Raw genomic sequence first — 19,768 nt, 5'->3', positions numbered from 1 at the left:
GCCCGGTCGTCTACGCGACGACGAATTCTTCGGTGGACGCCGACGGCGAAGGCGAGGCCGGTGTAGTTTCGCGGGTCTGTTGCTGCATCGCCCACAGCGCCGCATAACGGCCGCCGAGGCCGAGCAGGTGCGTGTGATTGCCGCGTTCGATGATGTGGCCGTGGTCGAGAACGAGAATTTCATCGGCGTCGACGATGGTCGACAGGCGATGTGCGATCACGAGCGTCGTGCGCTCGCGCGCGATCTCGGCAAGCTCGGCCTGGATGACTTTTTCGGTGCGCGTGTCGAGCGCGCTGGTCGCCTCGTCGAACACGAGGATGGTCGGGTTCTTGAGCAGGGTGCGTGCGATCGCGACGCGCTGCTTCTCGCCGCCCGAGAGTTTCAGCCCGCGTTCGCCGACGCCGGTGTCGTAACCCTGCGGCAGGCTGGCGATGAAGTCGTGGACGTGCGCGGCGCGCGCAGCGGCGACGACTTCTTCGCGCGTCGCCTCGGGTTTGCCGTAAGCGATGTTGTAGTAGATCGAATCGTTGAACAGCACGGTGTCCTGCGGCACGATGCCGATCGCATTGCGCAGCGAATCCTGGGTGACCGAGCGGATGTCCTGGCCGTCGATGCGGATCGCGCCGCCGTCGACGTCGTAGAAACGGTAGAGCAGGCGCGAGAGTGTGGACTTGCCCGCGCCCGTGGTGCCGACGACGGCGACCGTCTTGCCTGCCGGAATGGAGAAATCCACGTCGTAGAGAATGCGCCGCTGCGCGTCGTAGCCGAAGCTGACATTGTCGAAACGTACGTCGCCGCCGTGCAGGGCCAGCGGTTTCGCGTCGGGCGCGTCGCGGATTTCCTGCGGCTCGGCGAGCAGGCCGAACATGCGCTCGATATTGGTGAGCGCCTGCTTGACCTCACGATAGACCATGCCGAGGTAGTTGAGCGGCATCGACAACTGGATCAGGAAGGCGTTGACCATGACCAGGTCGCCGATCTTCATCGTGCCGGCGACCACGCCCGCCGACGCGCGCCACAGCAACAGGGTCAGGCCGATCGCGACGATCGCGGTCTGGCCGATGTTGAGCGCGGCGAGCGACTTCTGGCTTTTCACCGTCGCTTCCTCGAGGTTGCGCAGGCTGACATCGAAGCGCTTGAGCTCGTGCTCTTCGTTGCCGAAGTATTTGACCGTCTCGTAATTGAGCAGGGCGTCGACGTTGCGCGCGTTCGCCTCGGTGTCGGCTTCGTTCGCGGCGCGATAGAAGCGCAGGCGCCATTCGGTCATCGAGAACGTGAAGGCGATGTAGACGGCGATCGTCGCCAGGGTGATCGCGGTAAAGCTCCAGTCGTAATTGACCATGAGGATCGTGCAGATCACGCCGATCTCGAACAGGGTCGGCAGGATCGTGTAGATCGTCCAGTCGAGCAGATCCGACACGGAGGTCATGCCGCGCTCGACGTCGCGCGCGACGCCGCCAGTGCGGCGGTCGAGATGGAAGCGCAGGCTCAGATTGTGCAGGTGGGCGAATACGCGCAGGGTGATCTCGCGCGAGGTGCGTGCGAGCACGCGTGCGAAAACGATCGTGCGCAATTCCTGGAAGAACGAGGTCGACAGGCGCAGCGCGCCGTAGGCCATCAACAGCAGCAGCGGAATGACGAGCGGCGAGGGCGCCACGTCGAGATCGTCGACCAGATGCTTGAGCACGACCGGCACGGCGATGTTGGCGAGCTTGCCGACGATGAGAAAAGCCAGCGCGGCCAACACGCGCCCGCGATAGCGCCATACGGTCGGCATCAAGCGCCGGAAGGCGCCGACCAGGGTCGCGCGCTGCACAGGTTCGGGGGAATTCATCGCCGTCAATGTGAGGCGTCGGCGGCCATTTCGCAAGCGGCTGCCGCGTCGATCCAGTGGTTCCGATGCCGGATCGTGACTTCCAGCAGTTCCAAGCGCTGGTTGCGGAATCTACTCTGCGCGCGCCGCCGACTTATCGGAGCAGCCATGATCGACTTGTCGCGGCGCCGCATCGTGTTCGGTGTGGGCGCCTTGCCCGTCCTCGCTTCGCTGCGTTCGCGCGCGGCGCCGGCCCGGTCCGTTGAAGAGAGCGGCTATGTCCGCATCGGCGGCATCGAGCAATGGATTTCGATCCGCGGCATGTGGCGCGAGAATCCGTTGTTGCTTTTCCTGCACGGCGGTCCGGCGGAAGCGCAGTCGCCGTTCCTCAAGGAGTTCGCGCCTTGGGAAAGCGATTTCACCGTCGTCAATTGGGACCAGCGCGGGTCGGGCAAGACTTATGCGAAGTATCGCGAGTCGACACCCGACGTGAGTTTGGAGCGCATGGCCCAGGACGCCATCGAAGTCGCCACGTATGCCTGCCGGCGATTGGGCAAGAAGCGCTTGATCGTGGTCGGACATTCGTGGGGCGCGATCCTCGGCCTCGCCGCCGTGCAGCGCGACGCGGCGCCGTTCGCGGCGTTGGTTGGCAGCGGGCAGCCGGTCAACTGGCAGCTTTCGATCGAAGATCGCGAACGCTACGCCCGTGCCCAGGCCGAGGCCGCCGGTGACAAGGCTGCCCTCAAGGCGCTCGATGCCGCTGCGGCTCTCTCCGCGGATGACGGCAAACGTCTTGCTGCGTCGAACAGGTGGCGCATGACGCTGGGCGATCTCGACTATCTCAAGAGAGTTCAGGGCGGTTTTATCGGCCCTTCGATCGCCGATGCAAAGGGCGACGCCGCGGATTGGATTGCCGGTGGGGAATTTTCCGGGCCTAAGCTGTGGCGCACGATCACGAGCTTCGACGCGCGCAAGCTCGAGCGGAAAATTCCGGTGCCGTTCTTCGTCGTCCAGGGCCGCGACGATCACGTCGTCTCCACCGCGGCGGCAGAAGCTTTTGTCGAGACGGTACATGCTCCGGCAAAAGGATTCGTCGCGATCGACGGCGGCCACTTCGCTTGTTTCACAAATCCGCAGCAGTTCGTGCAGGCGTTGCGCGACAACGTGAGGAACTACGCGCTCGGCTAGTTCGCTTTTTTCGTTGAACTGGAGTTTCGGCAGCGCTCGCCTGGCGAGGGTATGATGAACGCCCCCTCTCGCCTGTGGAGATATGTCATGCGTAATTCGATCTTGCTCGCGGCCGGCCTGCTCGTTGCCGGTTTCGCTTTCGCCCAGGATGCGGCCAAGCCGGCCGGCGTCGAGCAGAAGAAGGCGCCTGCCGGCGCGTCGGTGTTCATTGTCTCGCCGAAGGACGGCGAAACCGTGGGGCAGGAATTCACGGTCAAGTTCGGCGTCAAGGGCATCGAGATCAAGCCGGCCGGCGATCCCACGCCGAACACGGGACATCATCATTTGCTGATCGACGTGAAAGAACTGCCGCCGGGCAATCTGCCGATTCCGGCGGACGCGAATCACAAACACTACGGCAAGGGACAGACTGAGGACACGATCAAGCTGGCGCCGGGCGACCACACCCTGCAGCTCGATTTCGCCGATCTCGCCCACGTGCAGTTCGATCCACCTATCGTGTCGAAGAAGATCACCGTACATGTGAAGTGATCCAGCCATCGGGCCGGCCCCTGTCTGCGGGCCGGCCGAGGCCATGGAATTTCCCTGTGCGGCGCCGCATTGGGCGCCGCTTCCCGGGCGGCCGTGGACGGCTTGCAAATTGAGCGATCGTCCACACTTGACGGGATAGTGATCCCGCGTCAACCTCGTCTCGTCCGATTTCTGGCAGGGCGATACCGGCGGCGCGGACGACAAAGTTTCCAGGAAACCTAATGGCCAATCCCGCTTCAAACCAGCCTGTTCAGCAGCATCTGTCGCACATCAACGAATTGCCGGTGTTGCCGCTGCGCGACGTCGTCGTCTATCCGCACATGGTCATACCGCTCTTCGTCGGGCGGGAAAAGTCGGTGCGTGCGCTGGATATGGCGATGGAAGGCGACAAGCGCATCCTGCTCGTTGCCCAGCGCAGCCCGGACACGGACGACCCGCAGGCGGGTGATCTGTATTCGATCGGCACCGTGGCGACGGTGCTGCAATTGCTCAAGCTGCCCGACGGCACGATCAAAGTGCTCGTGGAAGGGCTGATGCGCGCGGAAGTGTCGAGCTTCTCCGAGCGCGACGGCATCATGACCGGCTATGCGCGCTCGCTCGAGTCGATCTATACGCGCGAGCCGCGCGAGATCGAAATCGTCTCACGTTCGCTCGTATCGATGTTCGAGCAGTTCGTCAAACTCAACCGCAAGATTCCGCCTGAATTGCTCGCGACCTTGTCGGGCATCGACGACACCAGCCGTCTCGCCGACACGATCGCGGGGCATCTGTCGATCCGCCTGCAGGACAAGCAGCGCGTGCTCGAAACCGCCGACGTCGCCGACCGCCTCGAAATGCTCATGGGCTTCGTCGACGGCGAGATCGACGTGCAGCAGATCGAGAAGCGCATCCGCGGCCGGGTCAAGTCGCAGATGGAGAAGAGCCAGCGCGAGTACTACCTCAACGAGCAGATGAAGGCGATCCAGAAGGAACTGGGCGAGGGCGAGGATGCGCCGAACGAAATCGAAGAGCTGACCAAGAAGATCGACAAGGCCGGCATGCCGCCGCCGGTCGAAAAGAAGGCGCGCGCGGAGCTGAACAAGCTCAAGCAGATGCCTCCTATGTCGGCGGAAGCGACGGTCGTGCGCAACTACATCGACTGGCTCGTCGGCGCGCCGTGGAAGAAGCGCAGCAAGGTGCGCAAAAACCTCAAGGCCGCGGAAGAGGTGCTCGACGCCGACCACTTCGGCCTGGAGAAGGTCAAGGAGCGCATCGTCGAATACCTCGCCGTGCAGTCGCGCGTGAAGAAGATGAAGGGCCCGATCCTGTGCCTCGTCGGACCGCCCGGTGTCGGCAAGACCTCGCTCGGCCAGTCGATCGCCAAAGCGACCGGGCGCAAGTTCGTGCGCATGTCGCTCGGCGGCGTGCGCGACGAGGCCGAGATCCGCGGCCATCGCCGCACCTATATCGGCTCGATGCCGGGGCGCCTGATCCAGAATCTGAACAAGGTCGGCACGAAGAATCCGCTGTTCGTGCTCGACGAAATCGACAAGATGTCGATGGATTTCCGCGGCGATCCGTCTTCGGCCCTGCTCGAAGTGCTCGATCCCGAGCAGAACCATGCGTTCAACGACCATTACCTTGAGGTCGACTTCGACCTGTCCGAAGTGATGTTCATCGCAACAGCGAACTCGCTCAATATTCCGGGTCCGCTGCTCGACCGCATGGAAGTGATCCGCATCCCCGGATATACCGAAGAAGAGAAAATCAATATCGCCGAGCGCTATCTGCTGCCGAAGCAGGTCAAGGCGAACGGTCTGCGTGTCGAGGAAATCTCGGTCAAGACCGAGGCCGTGCGCGACATGATCCGCTACTACACGCGCGAATCGGGCGTGCGCAACCTCGAGCGCGAGATTGCTAAGATCTGTCGCAAAGTCGTGACCGAGCTGACTCTCGTCGCCGACAAGGTGAAGAAGGCGGGCAAGGCGGAGAAGAAGCGCGGCAAGGTGACGGTCGATAGCAAGAATCTCGACCGCTATCTCGGCGTGCAGAAATTCCAGTTCGGGCGCCGAGAACTGCAGAACGAAGTCGGCCTGGTCACGGGGCTGGCGTGGACGTCGGTGGGCGGAGAACTGCTCAGCATCGAAGCCTCGATCGTGCCCGGCAAGGGGCGCCTCGTGAACACGGGACAGCTCGGCGACGTAATGAAGGAATCGATCCAGGCGGCACTGTCGGTCGTGCGCGCGCGCACCGAGCGGCTCGGCATCGAGTCCGACTTCCATCAGAAATACGATATTCACATCCATATGCCCGAAGGCGCGACGCCGAAGGACGGTCCGAGCGCGGGCATCGGCATGTGCACGGCGCTCGTATCGGCGTTGACCAAGGTGCCGGTGCGTTCCGAGGTCGCGATGACCGGCGAGATCACGCTGCGCGGCCGCGTGTTGCCGATCGGCGGGCTCAAGGAAAAACTGCTTGCCGCACATCGGGCCGGCATCGAGACCGTGATCATTCCGGAAGAAAATGAGAAGGATTTGGCAGAAATTCCGAAGAACGTGACCGAGTCGCTCAAGATCAAGCCGGTGCGCTGGATCGACGAGGTGCTCGACATCGCGCTCGAGCGCCCGCTCTCGCCGCTGCCTGAAAAAGTGGAAAATGCGCAAAATGCAGCATCGGAACCGGCCGTCGAGGAGCCGGCCGGTTCGGCGGTGGTGCGGCCGCATTGACCCCCTTCGTACATGCCGGTGCGACGCCGTCGGCATGCAAATTCCCGACCACCCTGTCAAGCGGTTTTTGCGCAAAACGATCGTCTTCGCGCAGTGCTGAAAATCGCTGCAGGGCGCATCGCAATTGATGTTGCGCGCATTGGGGAGGGCTGGTATAAAGTTCGCGCCGCACTTCGCTTCAGCCCATTTGGCTCGGCGCGAATGACGCGGGGTAACGAGGCGAGCAAGCGAAAGATCATCGACGCCTGCACATGCCTCGTATGATTTCGATTACCTAACGGCGAGCGCTCGCCAATTCCTTTTCGGGAGAGACATAACATGAACAAGGGTGATTTCGTTTCCGCGGTGGCCGATTCGGCCGAACTGAGCAAGGCCGATGCGGGCCGTGCAGTTGAAGCCGTGATCGAAGTGATCACGAAGGCGCTGAAGAAGGGCGACACGGTTGCGCTCGTCGGTTTCGGCACCTTCCTCGCGCGCAAGCGCGCCGCGCGCACGGGCCGCAATCCGCGTACCGGTCAGCAGATCAAGATCAAGGCCTCGAAAAATCCGTCGTTCAAGGCTGGTAAAGCGCTCAAGGATGCTCTAAACTAAGCGGCTCGCCTGCCAAGGGGTGCTTAGCTCAGCGGTAGAGCGTCGCCCTTACAAGGCGAGGGTCGGGGGTTCGAAACCCTCAGCACCCACCAAACTCGATGCGGGTGCACCACTCGTAGCGGTATAGGCAAAATGAAGTCCGGCACTCAATTCCACGCCGGATTTCGAAAGTTAGCGCGGAGTGGTAGTTCAGCTGGTTAGAATACCGGCCTGTCACGCCGGGGGTCGCGGGTTCGAGTCCCGTCCACTCCGCCACTAAAAAACGAGGCGCCGCAAGGCGCCTTTGTTTTATCTGCACTCGCTTGCGCATGCGTCCGCGAGCGCAAAAATAAGAAGCGGTCCTGCGAGGCCGCCTTAATAAAGGGTGTTTGGCGCGTTCGCCTCGAACGCAAAGATCAAGCAGCGGTCGTCGCGGCCGTACTTTCAAAAGAAGCGATTTCCCCATGTTGCAGACATTGCACGACAAATTTTCCGGTATCGCGGCCAAGATTCTTCTCGGCATCGTCGTGATCGTTTTCGGCGGATTCTTCGGCATCGAGCAGTACATGAATCCGAAGAGCGAGACGTTTGTCGCCAAGGTGGACGGCAAGGAAATCAGCCAGGACCAGTTCCGCGAAGCCTACAACCGCTATCGCTCGCAGATGCAGCAGGCCTTCGGCGCGCAGTTCGACGCAGCCGCGTTCGACACGCCGGAGCGCAAGCATCAGGTGCTCGAACAGCTGATCAACGATCAGTTGCTCGCCAACGCCAACGCGAAGCTCGGCGTGATGGTGCCGGTGAGTCAGATTCGCGAGGCGATCGAAGCCATTCCCGCGTTCCAGACCGACGGCAAATTCGATGCGGATGTGTACCGCATGCGCCTGCAGGCGGCGGGGCGCACGGCAGAATCGTTCCAGGACGACGTCATCAAGGATCTGGCTACGCGCCAGTTGCCGAGCGATCTCGCGCAAAGCAACGTGGTGACGAATGCAGAGATCGACAGCTATCTCAAGCTGCGCGATCAAACCCGCGACTTCAGCTACATCAAGCTCGACAAGCCCGCCGCCGACGCGATCAAGATCGCCGACGCGGACATCGAGAAGTTCTACAAGGATCACGCCGCCGAATTCATGACGCCGGAAAAAGTGTCGCTCGACTATGTCGAGCTCGATGCGGCGAAGATGAAGGCGGACCTGGTTCCGGACGAGGCGGTGCTCAAGCAGCGCTACGAGGACCAGAAGGCCAGGTTCACGACGGCCGAGCAGCGCCAGGCCTCGCACATCCTGATCAAGGTGGCGAAGAACGCCAACGCCGACGCGCAGAAAGCCGCGCTCGAGAAGGCCAAGGCGATCGAAGCGGAGATCAAGGCGGGCAAGGACTTCGCCGCGGTGGCGAAGGAAAAATCCGACGACCTCGGTTCAAAATCGCAGGGCGGCGACCTCGGCTGGCTCGACAAGGGCCTGACCGATCCGGCGTTCGAGACCGCGCTATGGGCGATGAAGAAGGGCGACGTTTCCGATCCGGTGCTGTCGCCCGAGGGTTATCACATCATCGAGCTGCGCGACGTGCGCGAAGGCAAGGTCAAGTCGTTCGAAGAGGTGAAGGCCGAATTGACCAAGCAGTATCTCGAGACTGAGAACGCGCGCCGCTACAGTGAGCTGGCGGGCAAGCTCGTCGACACGCTCGGCAACGATCCGTCCTTGACCAACGTCGCCAAGACGTTCAACTTGCCGCTGCAGAAGACGACGCTGTTCACGCGCGCGGGCGGCGAAGGCATTGCCGCGAATCCGGCGGTGCTCAAGGCGGCGTTCTCGCCGACCGTGCTCGTCGAAGGCGGCACGTCGGACACGATCACGCTGGCGCCGAATCACGTCGTCTTCGTGCATCTCGATCAGCACGAGAAGCCCGCGCCGAAGTCGCTCGACCAGGTGCGCGAGGAAATTCGTGGCAAGCTCGTCACCGAGCAGCTCGCCAAACAGGCGAAGGAGCAGGCTGACACCTTGTATGCGCGCCTGCAGAAGGGCGAAACGCTCGACCAGATTGCGGCCGTGGCAAAAGCCAAGGTCGAACAGGAAAAGGACATCGGCCGCAATGCGGCGAATCTCGACGGTAAGCTCGTCGGCGAGGTGTTCAAGCTCGCGCGGCCGGCGGCGGACAAGCCGACGACGGCCGAAGTCGCTCTCGCCAACGACGCCTACGCGCTCGTCGCCCTGACTTCGGTCAAGGATGCCGATCCGTCCAAGCTCGATGCGAAATCGAAGGAAGCGGCGCGCAATCAGCTCGCAGCCGGCTACTCGAACGACGCGGTGCGCGGGTTCCTCGACGCGCTGCGCAAGTCAGCGGACGTGAAGGTCGCCGAAGAACGCATGCTGCAGTAAGCGGCTGTCGTGCTTTGCCGCGTCGAGTATTGCTCGACGCGAATCGACGGCTACAAGGATTCGACAATATGAACCCGTGCGAACACAACGTTCGCACGGGTTTTTTTGTTTCCGTTTGTCGCGTTCGGCCCTCTGTCTCGGCTCAAAGTCCGGTCATGCCGAGGGTGTTGTAGCCGGCATCGACATAAGTGATCTCGCCGGTGATGCCCGACGCGAGATCCGAGCACAGAAACGCCGCGGTATTGCCGACCTCGTCGATCGTCACGCTGCGGCGCAGCGGTGCGTTCTGCTCGACGTGATCGAGCATCTTGCGGAAGTTGGCGATGCCCGCGGCGGCCAGGGTCTTGATCGGGCCAGCCGAGATCGCATTGACGCGCGTTCCTTCGGGGCCGAGGTTGTAGGCGAGATAACGCACCGACGATTCGAGGCTGGCCTTGGCCAGGCCCATGACGTTGTAGTTCGCCAGCGCGCGGTCGGCGCCGAGATAGGTCAAGGTGAGGATGGCGCCGTTGCGCCCCTGCATGAGCGGGCGCGCCGCCTTGGTCAGCGCGGGCAGGCTGTATACGGAAATATCGTGCGCGATCGCGAAGTTTTCGCGCGTGAGGCCGTCGAGAAATTCGCCGGCCAGCGCTTCGCCGGGGGCGAAACCGATCGAATGGATCAGAATATCGAAGCCGTCCCAGTGCTGGCCGAGGTCGGCGAACAATTGCGCGATCTGCGCATCGCTGGTCACATCGCAAGGCAGGACGATATTCGAGCCGAAGTTCTTCGCCGCTTCGTCGACGCGCGGCCTGAGCTTGTCGTTGACATAGGTGAAGGCGAGTTCGGCGCCTTCGCGGTGCATCGCTTTCGCGATGCCCCAGGCGATCGAGCGGTTGCTCAGAATGCCGGTGATCAGCGCGCGTTTGCCTTGCAGAAATCCCATGTGTTCTCCGTCATAGCGTGTGTCGCGCCATTTTAGCGCAGGCACAGAGAGCGGACTGGGTTAGGCGCTGGCGACGCGGATCGTCAGCGCATGGCTTCGCGTTCGGGCGCGCTGAGCATGAGCTTCTGGCCGAGGCGCAGAGTGGCGTTGCGCGAAAGGCGATTCCAATGCAGGAGATCTTCCATGCGCACGCCGTAACGCTGGGCGATGTCCCACAGCGTGTCGCCCGGGCGCACCGTGCAGGTACCTTCGCCGGCCGCCTGCGTGCGCGTCGCATCGGATGTCTTTGCAGCGACGCTGACCGTGGCGGGTGCCACCGAGGCGACGGCCGGAGACGCCTCGCCGCCGCGACCGGGCAGCATCAGGCGCGTGCCGGCGGGGAGGGTTCTTGAAGCGGCATCGACGCGGTTGACCCGCGCAAGAGCGGTCGCATCGACGTCGTAGGCCATGCTCAGGGTATCGAGGTTCTGCGGCTGCTGCAGTCTGGCCTCGTGCCAGTTCTGCCAGGCGTACTGCGGCAGCATGCCGAGCGTACGCTCGACCGCCGCGCGCTGCGTCGCCGGCACGAGCAGATGGTACGGACCGCGCTCGGGCATGCGCACCTTGAGATAGGCGGGGTTGAGCCGCTGCAGTTCGGCGAAATCCATGCCGGCGAGCTTTGCCGCGAGACGCAGATCGACCGGCGCGGGCAGTTCGAGCTGGGTGAGCACGTCGTCGGCTTCCGGTTCCGGCAGTTCGACGTGATAGCGCTCGGGCGCGGACACGATGCAGGAGACGGCGAGCAGCTTGGTCAGATGCTCGTAATTGACTTGATTGAGGCGCAGTTTGGCGATTTCGCCCGTGGCGATGCTGCGTCGCCTGCCGAGCGCGGCGCGCAGGCTGTTCTCGCCGGCGTTGAACGCCATATTGGCGAGGCGCCAATCGCCGAAATTTTCCTTGTACTGCTTGAGCAGGCCGAGAGCGGTGCGGCTCGACGCGGTGACGTCGAGGCGGCCGTCGTACTCGGCATCGACACGCAGGCCGTTCTCGCGCGCGGTGAACGGCATCAACTGCCACATGCCGGCGACGCCGTCGCCGCGGCCCGGGATCATCGTGTAGCTCGATTCGACCCAGGGCAGAAAGGCGAACTCGCCCGGCATGTCGAATTTTTCGACCTGATCGGCGACGATCAACAGGAACGGCATCGCTTCTTTGAACGCCGCGGTAAGATGCGCGGGGCTCGACGCCATCTGGCTGGCAAACTGGCGCACCGTCGGGCTGTAGTCGCAGCCGGGCATCGCATAGCGCTCGCGCAGGCGCGGCCACGGCGACGCCGGCTTGGCCGGCGGCTGCAAGGACTTCGGTTCGATCGCGAGATCCGGTACGGACACCGGCGGCACAGGCGCCTGCACCACGGGTTCGGTGGCCGCATGACGGACGGCCGGCGCACTGCACGCGGCAAGCAGGATGAAGGCGCTGCCCAAGGTCGCGCAACAAGCGCTGACCGCAAGCATGCGCCGCTCGCGACGTGCGAGCCGCTGTGTGCTATCGACCGTGGATGCCATGGTCGGAATTCATGCGATTGGGGGTTCCCAGTCAAAACGACCGGCGGACTATAACAGCGACTGGATTCGATGCCATTAAAAAGTCATAAAGACATAACGATATTTTAACGATTCAATTCATCCAAGTTTCAGCAACGTAAATCTGCTCTAATTCGACACCGCGCGCCGCATCACAAAGCCCGTGTTTTCATGTCTTTCGATTCGAGTTCTTTCTACCAACACGCTGCGGTGAAGCGATTGCTCGAGCAGGAGTTGGCGGCGCTGGCGCCGATTCTCGCCGGCGTCTACGGCACCGCGGGGCTGTTTCTGCGCGCACACGCCGCAACACCGGCCGCTCTGCCTGCGCATCTGCTCGGCGTGATGCTCGATCTCGCCCTCGACGACGGACGCCAGCTGCGCGGCAGCCTTTCCTGCCTGCCCGACGAACTGCCGCTGGCGAGCGAGAGCTGCAAGCTCGTCGTCGTCCAGCATCTGCTCGAGCGGCTGCACGACCCGGCCGCCTGCGCGAGCGAATTGGCGCGTGTGCTCGCACCGGAAGGCGTGCTCCTCGTGCTCGGATTCAATTCGTTGAGCCTGTGGCAGCCGTGGCTGGCCGGCAAGGCCGCGCGTGCGGGCATGCCGTTCAAGTCGAGGTCGGCGCAGCGCTGCGCCGCCATGATGGGCGGCCAGGGCATCGACATCCTGCAGGCGCGATATCTCGGCGCACTGTCGCCATGGTCGAAGACGGCGCCGGCTCACTCCGGCGACGCCGCGAGCGGATTCGGCGCGAACGCGTTGGCCGGATTCCGCGGAAGTTGGCTGCTGCTCGCGCGCAAGCGGCGCAGCGCGCTGACGCCGTTGCGCCTGCGCCGCGACGCGCGCGAACTCGCACGCAGTCCGCAGCTCGCGCCGGGCGCGCACCGGGAATGCGCATGAGCGCGTCCGCGGTGGTCGAGGCGTTCACCGATGGCGCCTGCCTCGGCAATCCGGGCCCGGGCGGCTGGGCGGCGCTGCTGCGCTACAAAGACGTGGAAAAGTGGGTCAGCGGCCACGATGCCGATACGACGAACAACCGCATGGAGCTGATGGGTGCGATCGGCGCGCTCGAAGCGCTGAAGCGGCCGTCGAGCGTGCGCCTGACCACCGACTCGCAGTACGTCAAGCAAGGTATCGAATTGTGGGTGCCGCGCTGGCGCGAAAACGGCTGGCGCACCGCCGACAAGAAGCCGGTGAAGAATCAGGATCTGTGGGAGCGGCTCGTCGCCGCCTGCGCGCCGCACAAGGTGCAATGGCATTGGACGCGCGGCCACTCCGGCCATGAGGAAAACGAGCGCGTCGACCAGCGCGCCCGCAGTGAAGCGCTGACCGCGCAGGAACAAAGACTATGAGACAAGTGGTGCTCGATACCGAAACGACGGGCCTGGAAGTCAACAAGGGCCATCGCATCGTCGAGATCGGCTGCGTCGAACTGCTCGAGCGCCGGCCGACCGGACGCGAGTTCCACCGCTACGTCAACCCGCAGCGCAAGATGGACGAGGGCGCGACCGCAGTCAGTGGCATCACCGACGATTCCCTTGTCGACAAGCCGCTGTTCGCTGACGTCGCCGACGAATTTCTCGCCTTCATCGACGGCGCCGAACTGATCGCGCACAACGCGAGCTTCGACATGGGTTTTCTCAACGCCGAGTTCGGCCGTCTCGAACAGCCCGTGCGGATCGTCGAGCGCGTCAGCGTGCTCGATACGTTGCTGCTCGCGCGCGAAAAATTTCCGGGGCAGAAGAACAATCTCGATGCGCTGTGCAAACGCCTCGGTGTCGACAACAGTCATCGCGATCTTCACGGCGCATTGCTAGACGCGCAGTTGCTCGCCGACGTTTATCTGGCGATGACCGCGGGGCAGGGCGATCTCGGCCTGGGACTGCAGAGTGAGCCGGCCAAGGAACGCGTGCGCGCGGCGGTCTCGACGATCGTCAACGCGGCGATCCGCGTGCGCCGCGCCGATCCGGCCGAGCTGGCTGCGCACGAGGCGCGCCTCGCCGCAATCCAGAAGACCAGCAAGGAAAACTGCCGCTGGCTGCGCGAGTGAGCGCCGCCGGGGAATAGCGCTCGCGTCAGCGATTGCGCACGAGCACGGCGGTGACGTTGTCCGAACCGCCGCCGTCGAGCGCGGCGAGGATCAAATGGTCGACGCATTCCTGCGCGGACAGATCTTCGCGCGCAAGAATCGCCGAGATCTGCTTGTCGTCGACTTCTTCGGTCAGTCCGTCCGAGCAGAGCAACACCTGCATGCCGGGTGCGAAATTTCCGCGCAGAGTTTCCACGCGCAGACTTTGCGGATCGGTGACGCCGAGCGCCTGAGTGACCACGTTGCGGTGCGGATGCGTGCGCGCCTGTTCCTGCGTGATCGCACCCTGCTTGATCAGTTCCTGCACGTAGGAATGATCCTGCGAAACCTGCTTGAGCGCGCCGTCCCATAGATAGATGCGGCTGTCGCCGACCCAGCAGACCTCGTATTCGCCGCCGGTGACGTGCAGGGCGACGATCGTCGTGCCCATCGGCAGCGCTTCGGAGCGGCGGCCGGATATTTGCAGTATGTCCGCGTCGGCGCTCTGCACTGCTTGGGCGAGGCTGCCGCCCGAACCGACTTCGCGCACGACCGCATCGCGTGCGAGCGCGCTGGCCACTTCGCCGTGCGCGTGCCCGCCCATGCCGTCGGCGACGAGCCAGAGACCGATGTCGGCATCCGCGTAATAAGTGTCTTCGTTGTGTTCGCGGCGCAGGCCGATGTGGGTGCCGTGTCCGAATTCGATCATGTGGTTGTCTGGTTTTGACCAGGCCGGGCGAGGCGCGCGCATCCCTCGTTGCGCGGCGCATTCCGCTCCGGGCCGGGTGCGGTGGACATAGCATGCAGGCGTGGGGCTAGGGCTGCAAGCAAAAAAGACACGACGCTGTTCGCAGTGGATATGCCAGATTCATCACGTCGAATCGATGCAACGGCGGGCAGCGATGCGCGCTGTTTTCGGCGGCACGCAGTTGCCGCCGTCATCTGGTTGCAAATTGCCGACTCTAGGCTGACGAGTGCTACGGCGGGGTAACCGGCACGCTTGCGTTTTGTTTGCGCAGTGCGTCGGCGCCGGGCATACATCTTCTCGGGTATGGGGAAATCATGCTGCGCGCAGTATTTTCGGCGGCCTTGCTTGCCGCTGAGCTAGACAATCCGGTTCCTACTTCGGCGGAAAACAAAGAGAGTGTGATTCCCGCCGCCTCCGCGACAGCGGTCACGGAAAAATTGATCGGTCGAATTACCGACGCCAACGGCGAGCCCGTGGCGAATGCGCGAATTTCGGTAGCAGGAAGAGATCTTTCTGCGCTCACCGGCGCCGACGGCCGCTACGCATTGCTACTCGGTGACGGTTCGCACGATGTGACTGTGCGCGCAGACGGATTCGAGGAACAAATATTTCGTGGCGTGAGCGTAGTGAAGAGCGCCGGAGCGACGCTCGACGTGCGCCTGTTGCCGTCGTCGAAACGGGCGCACGCCGAAACCGCCGGTGCAGGCGATGCGCAGCACGAACTCGGCGCGATCAGCGTGGAAGGGCAGGCGATCAAGGACGGCTCGGACACCGCCGTCGTACTCGATCGGCGCTACTCGCCGCAGGTCGTGGACATCCTCGGTGCCGAGCAGATTTCGCGCGCGGGCGATTCCGACGTCGGCGCGGCGCTGAAGCGCGTCACCGGCCTGAGTCTGGTCGACGGCAAGCATGTCTACGTGCGCGGCCTCGGCGAGCGCTATTCGAGCGTGGTCCTCAACGGCGCGCAGATTCCGTCGCCCGATCCGACCCGCCGCGTCGTGCCGCTCGACCTGTTTCCGACCTCGGTGCTGAGCAGCATCGCTGTGCAGAAATCCTACTCGGCCGACATGCCCGGTGAATTCGCCGGCGGCACGGTCGGCCTGAACAGCCGCGGCGCGCCCAACGATTTCCAGTTGAACGTGGCGCTGACCGGCAAATATCTCGACGGCACCACGGGCGATCAGGGGCTGCGTTATCGCGGCGGCGGCAAGGATTGGCTCGGCGACGGCCTCGACGCGCGCAAGTTTCCCGACGGCATCACGCCGTTTCCGACCGACCCCGCGGCGCGCGAAAAAGTCAGCGAGCAGGTCGCCGCGCGCGGTTATCGCACGTACAAGAGCGAGATCGATCCGGGCGCGGTGTTCGGCTTCGGCGTCGGCGATTCCTTCGACGTCGGCGGCTGGTCGCTCGGCTATCTCGGCGCGCTGCGCTACTCGCACGAATGGGCTACGCGCAAAGAGCAGCGCCGTTCTTATTCGCTCGCGCTCGGGCAGCTCGAACAGCGTTCGGACTTCGAGCGCTCGCGCACCGAACGCATGATCGATCAGAGCGCCCTCGTCAGCCTCGGCGCCAAGCGTGGCCGCCAGCACGACGTCGGCATCACCTTCATGAAGATCCGTCAGGCCAGCGACGAGACGCGCATCGACGAAGGTTGGGACACGCAGGCCACCGACCGCGATCACAACTATCGCCTGCGCTGGATCGAGAACGCGCTGACGGTGAAGCAAGTTCACGGCGACCACAAGTTCGACGCGCTGTCGAATCTCGAAGTTGACTGGCTTTATTCGCACTCCGGAGTGACGCGCGACGAGCCGAACACGCGCAGCTACAAGTACGAACAAGCACACGACGGCAGCTTCGCTTTCGCGCGCGGATCGAACAACAACGATCAGTTGTTCGCCTACCTCGGCGACACGATGATCGAGAAGCGCATCGACGCCAAGCTGCCGCTGCGGCTCAGCGACGATTTCACGGCGACTCTGCAGACGGGTCTTGATCGCGTTTCGCGCGGGCGCGGCTCGTACATCCGCAAATTCCAATTCCGCGGCTCGCGCCCGGCCGATGCGCCGCCCGACATCTGGAACGTGCTGACGCCCGAGTACATCCGGCCGGGCGGGCTCCTGCTGCAGGAAGTCACTCAAGCCACCGACGCGTATCGGGCGTGGCAGAAACTTGATGCGGGCTACTTCGCCACCGAACTGAACTGGGCCGATCGCTACCGACTGCATATCGGCGTGCGCCGCGAGGACAATCTGCAGCGCGTCGAGACCTACCAATTGTTCGCGCCGAACCCGACGCCGATCATCGGCGAGATCAACCAGGTCAACTGGCTGCCGACCGCGGCGTTCACCTGGGCCTACGCCGAAGGCGCGCAGTTGCGCCTGAGTTTCAGCAAGACCGTATCGCGCCCGGATTTCCGTGAGATGAGCCGCGCGCAGTTCATCGATCCCGAACTCGACATCGCCACGCGCGGCAACCCGGATTTGAAGCAGACCGGAATCCGCAATCTCGATCTGCGCTGGGAATATTATTTCTCTGACACCGAATCGTTTTCCGTCGCCTTGTTCGACAAGCGCTTCGACAATCCGATCGAGCGCGTGAACCAGGCCGGCACCGGCGCGCTGCTCGAACTGAAGAACGCGGCGGACGCGAGGAATCGCGGCATCGAAATCGACTACACGGGCAGCCTGGCGCAACTGCGGCGTTGGTCGTGGATCGACAAGGGCGCGATTGGCCGCTTGCCGCTCGAACAGCTCTACGCCGGATTCAACTACGCGCGCATCGAATCGCAGGTCGATCTCGGCGCGAACGCGGGCATCCAGACCTCGACGCGGCGCGCGTTGCAGGGGCAGTCGCCGTACGTCGCCAACCTGCAGCTCGGCTACCGCTCCGAAGACGGCAAGCTCGAATCGACCCTGTTGTTCAACGTCTTCGGCCGGCGCATCTCGCAGGCCGGCGAGCACGGCGTGCCGGACATTTACGAAGAGCCGTTCCGCCAGGTCGACTTAGTGACATCCTGGGTGTTCTCCGAGCGCTGGAAAATGAAAATCCAGGCACGCAACCTGCTCGACCCGGACGTGAACTACACGCAGGGTGGCCTGACCACCCTGCGCTATCGCCGCGGCCGCGAGTTCAGCCTCGGCATGGAGTGGGCCTGGTAAGCCGGGCTCGCTTCTCTCCTTATCTTTCGTTGAAAACCCGCCGCCTGCGAACCGTGTGTTCGCAGGCGGCTTTGTTTTGCGCATCCTCTTGCCGGAGCGCCGCTGCGCTCGGCCATGTGTTCGTCGTGCGCCGCCTGCCGACCTGAAACCTGACAAATTCTGTCAGGAAACATCTTTGCCACGGCTTCGCCTCCGCCAGCAGGCTTCGCGCGAGAGGCTATGAAAATCGTCGCATAATTTTCTGTTTTTGTTGAAAAATTAACAAAATATCGAGGTTGAGTGACATCGGATCGACACGCCGATGCAATCCTTCTGTAGCCAATGATTTGGAAAATCTTAACTTCATCGTCAGTTTTGACGACCGCGATTTCCACGCCACGCGCCACGCTCATAAGGAGCCTTCGATGAAACGTCTACTTCGCAAATCTCTCGCCGCCGCCGTGTTGTTCGGCCTCACCAGCGCCTCCGCGTTCGCCCAGGCGCATCTGTCGTCGAGTTTCGACGGCACGTGGTGGAATCCGACCCAGGGCGGCCGCGGCGTCCTCTTCAGTTACATCCCGAACGCGAACGCGGTGAATCAGGGCACCCTGTTCGCCGCGCTCTACACCTACAACGCGGGCGGATCGCCGGTGTGGGTGACGTTGCAGAGCGAAGGCAACGCGAGCGCGGTCGCAAAAGAAATCCCGGCGAAGATGTTCGTCGGTTCGGGCGGCTCGTTCGGCGACGACTTCGATCGCAGCAAGGTCAACGTGCAGGAAATCGGCACGGCGAAGTTCATCATCAACAGCTGCAACAGCGTCGATATCCAGATGCAGCCGAGCGTGGCCAGCGGCCTGCCGGTGTCGACCTACAAGCTGCAACCGTTCCAGAAGAGCAATGCCTGCGGCACCGTGGTCCAGCAATGCCCGGCGACGACGATCGATCTGGGCAACGGCCAGTGCCAGCTGCCGAGTGCGATCAGCGGCAATCTGCGTCTGCCGAAGGGCAAGACCTATATCGTCCAGGGCCAGGTCAGCGTGCGTGCGGGCGGCGTGTTGACCGTCGATCCGGGCGTGACCGTGATGGGCTCGACCAACCGCAGCCAGCCGAACTTCATCGCCGTGCTCGCGGACGGCCAGATCGTCGCCGACGGCACGCGTGAAGAACCGATCACCTTCACCGGCCCCGAAGCGGTGCCGGGCTCGTGGGCCGGCGTCGTGCTGGCCGGCCGTTCGATCTGCAACGACGCGCCGACGACCGATCTCGGCTGCAAGTTCGAAGCGATTCCCGAAGTGCTCTACGGCGGCACCAAGCTCGACGACAACAGCGGTGTGCTGCGCTATGTGCGCATCCTCTGGGCCGGCCAAGTCATCAACGCCAACGAAGAGCTCAACGGCCTGACCCTCTGCGGCGTCGGCAGCGGCACCACTTTGGACTACGTGCAGGTGCACGGCGGACTCGACGACGCGTTTGAGTTCTTCGGCGGCACGGTCTCGGGCCGGCACCTCGTCGCCAGCCAGGTCGGCGACGATATGTTCGACTTCGACGACGGCTACAGCGGTCGCCTGCAATTCCTGCTCGGCTGGCAGGGTTCGCAGAACAGCGACCAGGGCCGCGACAGCAACGGCGTCGAGTCCGACAATTCGAACCAGAACAACGAACTGCTGCCGCGCACGCGGCCGGTGATCTCGAATCTCACCATGATCGGCTCGGCCAACGGCAACGAAGGCATGCGCATTCGCCGCGGCAGCGGCGGCATCTACTACAACACGGTGGTCACCGGATTCGCCGACACCTGCTTCAACGTCGACGGTGCGTCCTCGGCCGCGCTGACCGCGAGCGACCTCACCGCGCACTACTCCTTTGTCGGCCAGTGCAAGGCGGGCAATTTCGAAGGTGCGGGGCAGAAGGTGTGGGACGCCGGCACTGGCAACCGTACGGGCGATCCGATGCTCAATGGCTGGATGCCGCAGGCCGGTTCGCCGCTGCTGAGTGGCGGTCAGGCGCCGAACGAAGGCTATTTCATCCGCGCCAACTACGTCGGTGCATTCGACGGCAGCGACGACTGGACCCGCGGCTGGATCTACAACGTCGGCGCCAAGTAAGACGGGGCAAGGCTCTCCGGCCCCGCGATTTTGCGGGG

The 19,768-nt window shown here is 63.5% G+C and carries 15 protein-coding genes and 2 tRNA genes; 12 read left to right on the top strand and 5 right to left on the bottom strand.

Annotated features, from left to right (window positions below; all coding sequences use genetic code 11):
• Positions 1–10 precede the first annotated feature (10 nt).
• On the bottom strand, positions 11–1,834 hold the full coding sequence (locus tag FFS30_RS10445; RefSeq protein WP_249352372.1) for an ABC transporter ATP-binding protein/permease: 1,824 nt from the start codon (positions 1,832–1,834) through the stop codon (positions 11–13).
• A gap of 147 nt (positions 1,835–1,981) precedes the next feature.
• Between FFS30_RS10445 and FFS30_RS10440 the strand changes: the two genes are divergently transcribed.
• From FFS30_RS10440 to FFS30_RS10410, 7 genes are all read left to right on the top strand, one after another.
• Positions 1,982–3,001 (top strand): alpha/beta hydrolase, encoded by a 1,020-nt coding sequence (locus tag FFS30_RS10440; RefSeq protein WP_137913069.1) that lies wholly within the window; start codon positions 1,982–1,984, stop codon positions 2,999–3,001.
• An 87-nt stretch (positions 3,002–3,088) separates the two neighbouring features.
• On the top strand, positions 3,089–3,532 hold the full coding sequence (locus tag FFS30_RS10435) for a DUF4399 domain-containing protein (protein WP_137913068.1): 444 nt from the start codon (positions 3,089–3,091) through the stop codon (positions 3,530–3,532).
• Between the two features lie 221 nt (positions 3,533–3,753).
• Positions 3,754–6,237, top strand: a complete 2,484-nt coding sequence (lon, locus tag FFS30_RS10430; RefSeq protein ID WP_137913067.1) for an endopeptidase La — start codon at positions 3,754–3,756, stop codon at positions 6,235–6,237.
• 318 nt (positions 6,238–6,555) lie between these two features.
• Complete coding sequence (locus tag FFS30_RS10425; protein WP_137913066.1) at positions 6,556–6,828, top strand: HU family DNA-binding protein; 273 nt, start codon at positions 6,556–6,558, stop codon at positions 6,826–6,828.
• 17 nt (positions 6,829–6,845) lie between these two features.
• A tRNA-Val gene (locus FFS30_RS10420) sits at positions 6,846–6,920 on the top strand.
• 86 nt (positions 6,921–7,006) lie between these two features.
• A tRNA-Asp gene (locus FFS30_RS10415) sits at positions 7,007–7,083 on the top strand.
• A 188-nt stretch (positions 7,084–7,271) separates the two neighbouring features.
• A complete protein-coding gene (locus FFS30_RS10410) occupies positions 7,272–9,185 on the top strand; it encodes a SurA N-terminal domain-containing protein (RefSeq protein ID WP_137913065.1) in 1,914 nt (637 codons plus the stop codon).
• 142 nt (positions 9,186–9,327) lie between these two features.
• Here FFS30_RS10410 and FFS30_RS10405 read toward each other — a convergent pair whose 3' ends face one another.
• Together FFS30_RS10405 and FFS30_RS10400 are read right to left on the bottom strand one after the other, a co-directional pair.
• On the bottom strand, positions 9,328–10,110 hold the full coding sequence (locus tag FFS30_RS10405; RefSeq protein ID WP_137913064.1) for an enoyl-ACP reductase: 783 nt from the start codon (positions 10,108–10,110) through the stop codon (positions 9,328–9,330).
• Positions 10,111–10,193: 83 nt separating this feature from the next.
• The gene (locus FFS30_RS10400) at positions 10,194–11,654 is read right to left on the bottom strand and encodes a LysM peptidoglycan-binding domain-containing protein (RefSeq protein ID WP_137913063.1); all 1,461 of its coding nucleotides are present in this window, start codon (positions 11,652–11,654) and stop codon (positions 10,194–10,196) included.
• A 228-nt stretch (positions 11,655–11,882) separates the two neighbouring features.
• Here FFS30_RS10400 and FFS30_RS10395 point away from each other — a divergent pair, with 228 nt between their 5' ends.
• The 3 genes from FFS30_RS10395 to dnaQ are packed head-to-tail and all read left to right on the top strand — an operon-like array spanning position 11,883 to position 13,719.
• Positions 11,883–12,569 carry a methyltransferase domain-containing protein gene (locus FFS30_RS10395; protein WP_171014554.1) on the top strand — a complete coding sequence of 229 codons (687 nt, stop codon included), beginning with the start codon at positions 11,883–11,885 and terminating at the stop codon, positions 12,567–12,569.
• Positions 12,560–13,021 carry a ribonuclease HI gene (rnhA, locus tag FFS30_RS10390; RefSeq protein ID WP_137913061.1) on the top strand — a complete coding sequence of 154 codons (462 nt, stop codon included), beginning with the start codon at positions 12,560–12,562 and terminating at the stop codon, positions 13,019–13,021. Before FFS30_RS10395 ends, rnhA begins: the two co-directional genes overlap by 10 nt.
• On the top strand, positions 13,018–13,719 hold the full coding sequence (gene dnaQ / locus FFS30_RS10385; RefSeq protein ID WP_137913060.1) for a DNA polymerase III subunit epsilon: 702 nt from the start codon (positions 13,018–13,020) through the stop codon (positions 13,717–13,719). Before rnhA ends, dnaQ begins: the two co-directional genes overlap by 4 nt.
• A gap of 25 nt (positions 13,720–13,744) precedes the next feature.
• Here dnaQ and FFS30_RS10380 read toward each other — a convergent pair whose 3' ends face one another.
• On the bottom strand, positions 13,745–14,446 hold the full coding sequence (locus tag FFS30_RS10380; protein WP_137913059.1) for a protein phosphatase 2C domain-containing protein: 702 nt from the start codon (positions 14,444–14,446) through the stop codon (positions 13,745–13,747).
• A 437-nt stretch (positions 14,447–14,883) separates the two neighbouring features.
• Between FFS30_RS10380 and FFS30_RS10375 the strand changes: the two genes are divergently transcribed.
• Complete coding sequence (locus tag FFS30_RS10375) at positions 14,884–17,646, top strand: TonB-dependent receptor (RefSeq protein WP_171014553.1); 2,763 nt, start codon at positions 14,884–14,886, stop codon at positions 17,644–17,646.
• Here the strand turns inward: FFS30_RS10375 and FFS30_RS10370 are convergent.
• Complete coding sequence (locus tag FFS30_RS10370; protein ID WP_137913057.1) at positions 17,598–18,038, bottom strand: hypothetical protein; 441 nt, start codon at positions 18,036–18,038, stop codon at positions 17,598–17,600. The two genes, FFS30_RS10375 and FFS30_RS10370, sit on opposite strands and share 49 nt — an antisense overlap.
• 12 nt (positions 18,039–18,050) lie before the next feature.
• Here FFS30_RS10370 and FFS30_RS10365 point away from each other — a divergent pair, with 12 nt between their 5' ends.
• On the top strand, positions 18,051–19,730 hold the full coding sequence (locus tag FFS30_RS10365) for a hypothetical protein (RefSeq protein WP_137913056.1): 1,680 nt from the start codon (positions 18,051–18,053) through the stop codon (positions 19,728–19,730).
• Positions 19,731–19,768 lie beyond the last annotated feature (38 nt).

Source organism: Rudaea sp. 3F27F6 (assembly GCF_005503555.1).
Lineage (GTDB): Bacteria > Pseudomonadota > Gammaproteobacteria > Xanthomonadales > Rhodanobacteraceae > Rudaea.
This window is presented reverse-complemented; position numbering and strand designations above follow the sequence as displayed.

Bases quoted from the DNA above. Each gene is read 5' to 3' on its own strand.
- FFS30_RS10445 (WP_249352372.1), bottom strand. From the start codon at position 1,834: ATGAATTCCCCCGAACCTGTGCAGCGCGCGACCCTGGTCGGCGCCTTC.
- FFS30_RS10440 (WP_137913069.1), top strand. From the start codon at position 1,982: ATGATCGACTTGTCGCGGCGCCGCATCGTGTTCGGTGTGGGCGCCTTG.
- FFS30_RS10435 (WP_137913068.1), top strand. From the start codon at position 3,089: ATGCGTAATTCGATCTTGCTCGCGGCCGGCCTGCTCGTTGCCGGTTTC.
- lon (WP_137913067.1), top strand. From the start codon at position 3,754: ATGGCCAATCCCGCTTCAAACCAGCCTGTTCAGCAGCATCTGTCGCAC.
- FFS30_RS10425 (WP_137913066.1), top strand. From the start codon at position 6,556: ATGAACAAGGGTGATTTCGTTTCCGCGGTGGCCGATTCGGCCGAACTG.
- FFS30_RS10410 (WP_137913065.1), top strand. From the start codon at position 7,272: ATGTTGCAGACATTGCACGACAAATTTTCCGGTATCGCGGCCAAGATT.
- FFS30_RS10405 (WP_137913064.1), bottom strand. From the start codon at position 10,110: ATGGGATTTCTGCAAGGCAAACGCGCGCTGATCACCGGCATTCTGAGC.
- FFS30_RS10400 (WP_137913063.1), bottom strand. From the start codon at position 11,654: ATGGCATCCACGGTCGATAGCACACAGCGGCTCGCACGTCGCGAGCGG.
- rnhA (WP_137913061.1), top strand. From the start codon at position 12,560: ATGCGCATGAGCGCGTCCGCGGTGGTCGAGGCGTTCACCGATGGCGCC.
- dnaQ (WP_137913060.1), top strand. From the start codon at position 13,018: ATGAGACAAGTGGTGCTCGATACCGAAACGACGGGCCTGGAAGTCAAC.
- FFS30_RS10380 (WP_137913059.1), bottom strand. From the start codon at position 14,446: ATGATCGAATTCGGACACGGCACCCACATCGGCCTGCGCCGCGAACAC.
- FFS30_RS10370 (WP_137913057.1), bottom strand. From the start codon at position 18,038: ATGAGCGTGGCGCGTGGCGTGGAAATCGCGGTCGTCAAAACTGACGAT.
- FFS30_RS10365 (WP_137913056.1), top strand. From the start codon at position 18,051: ATGAAACGTCTACTTCGCAAATCTCTCGCCGCCGCCGTGTTGTTCGGC.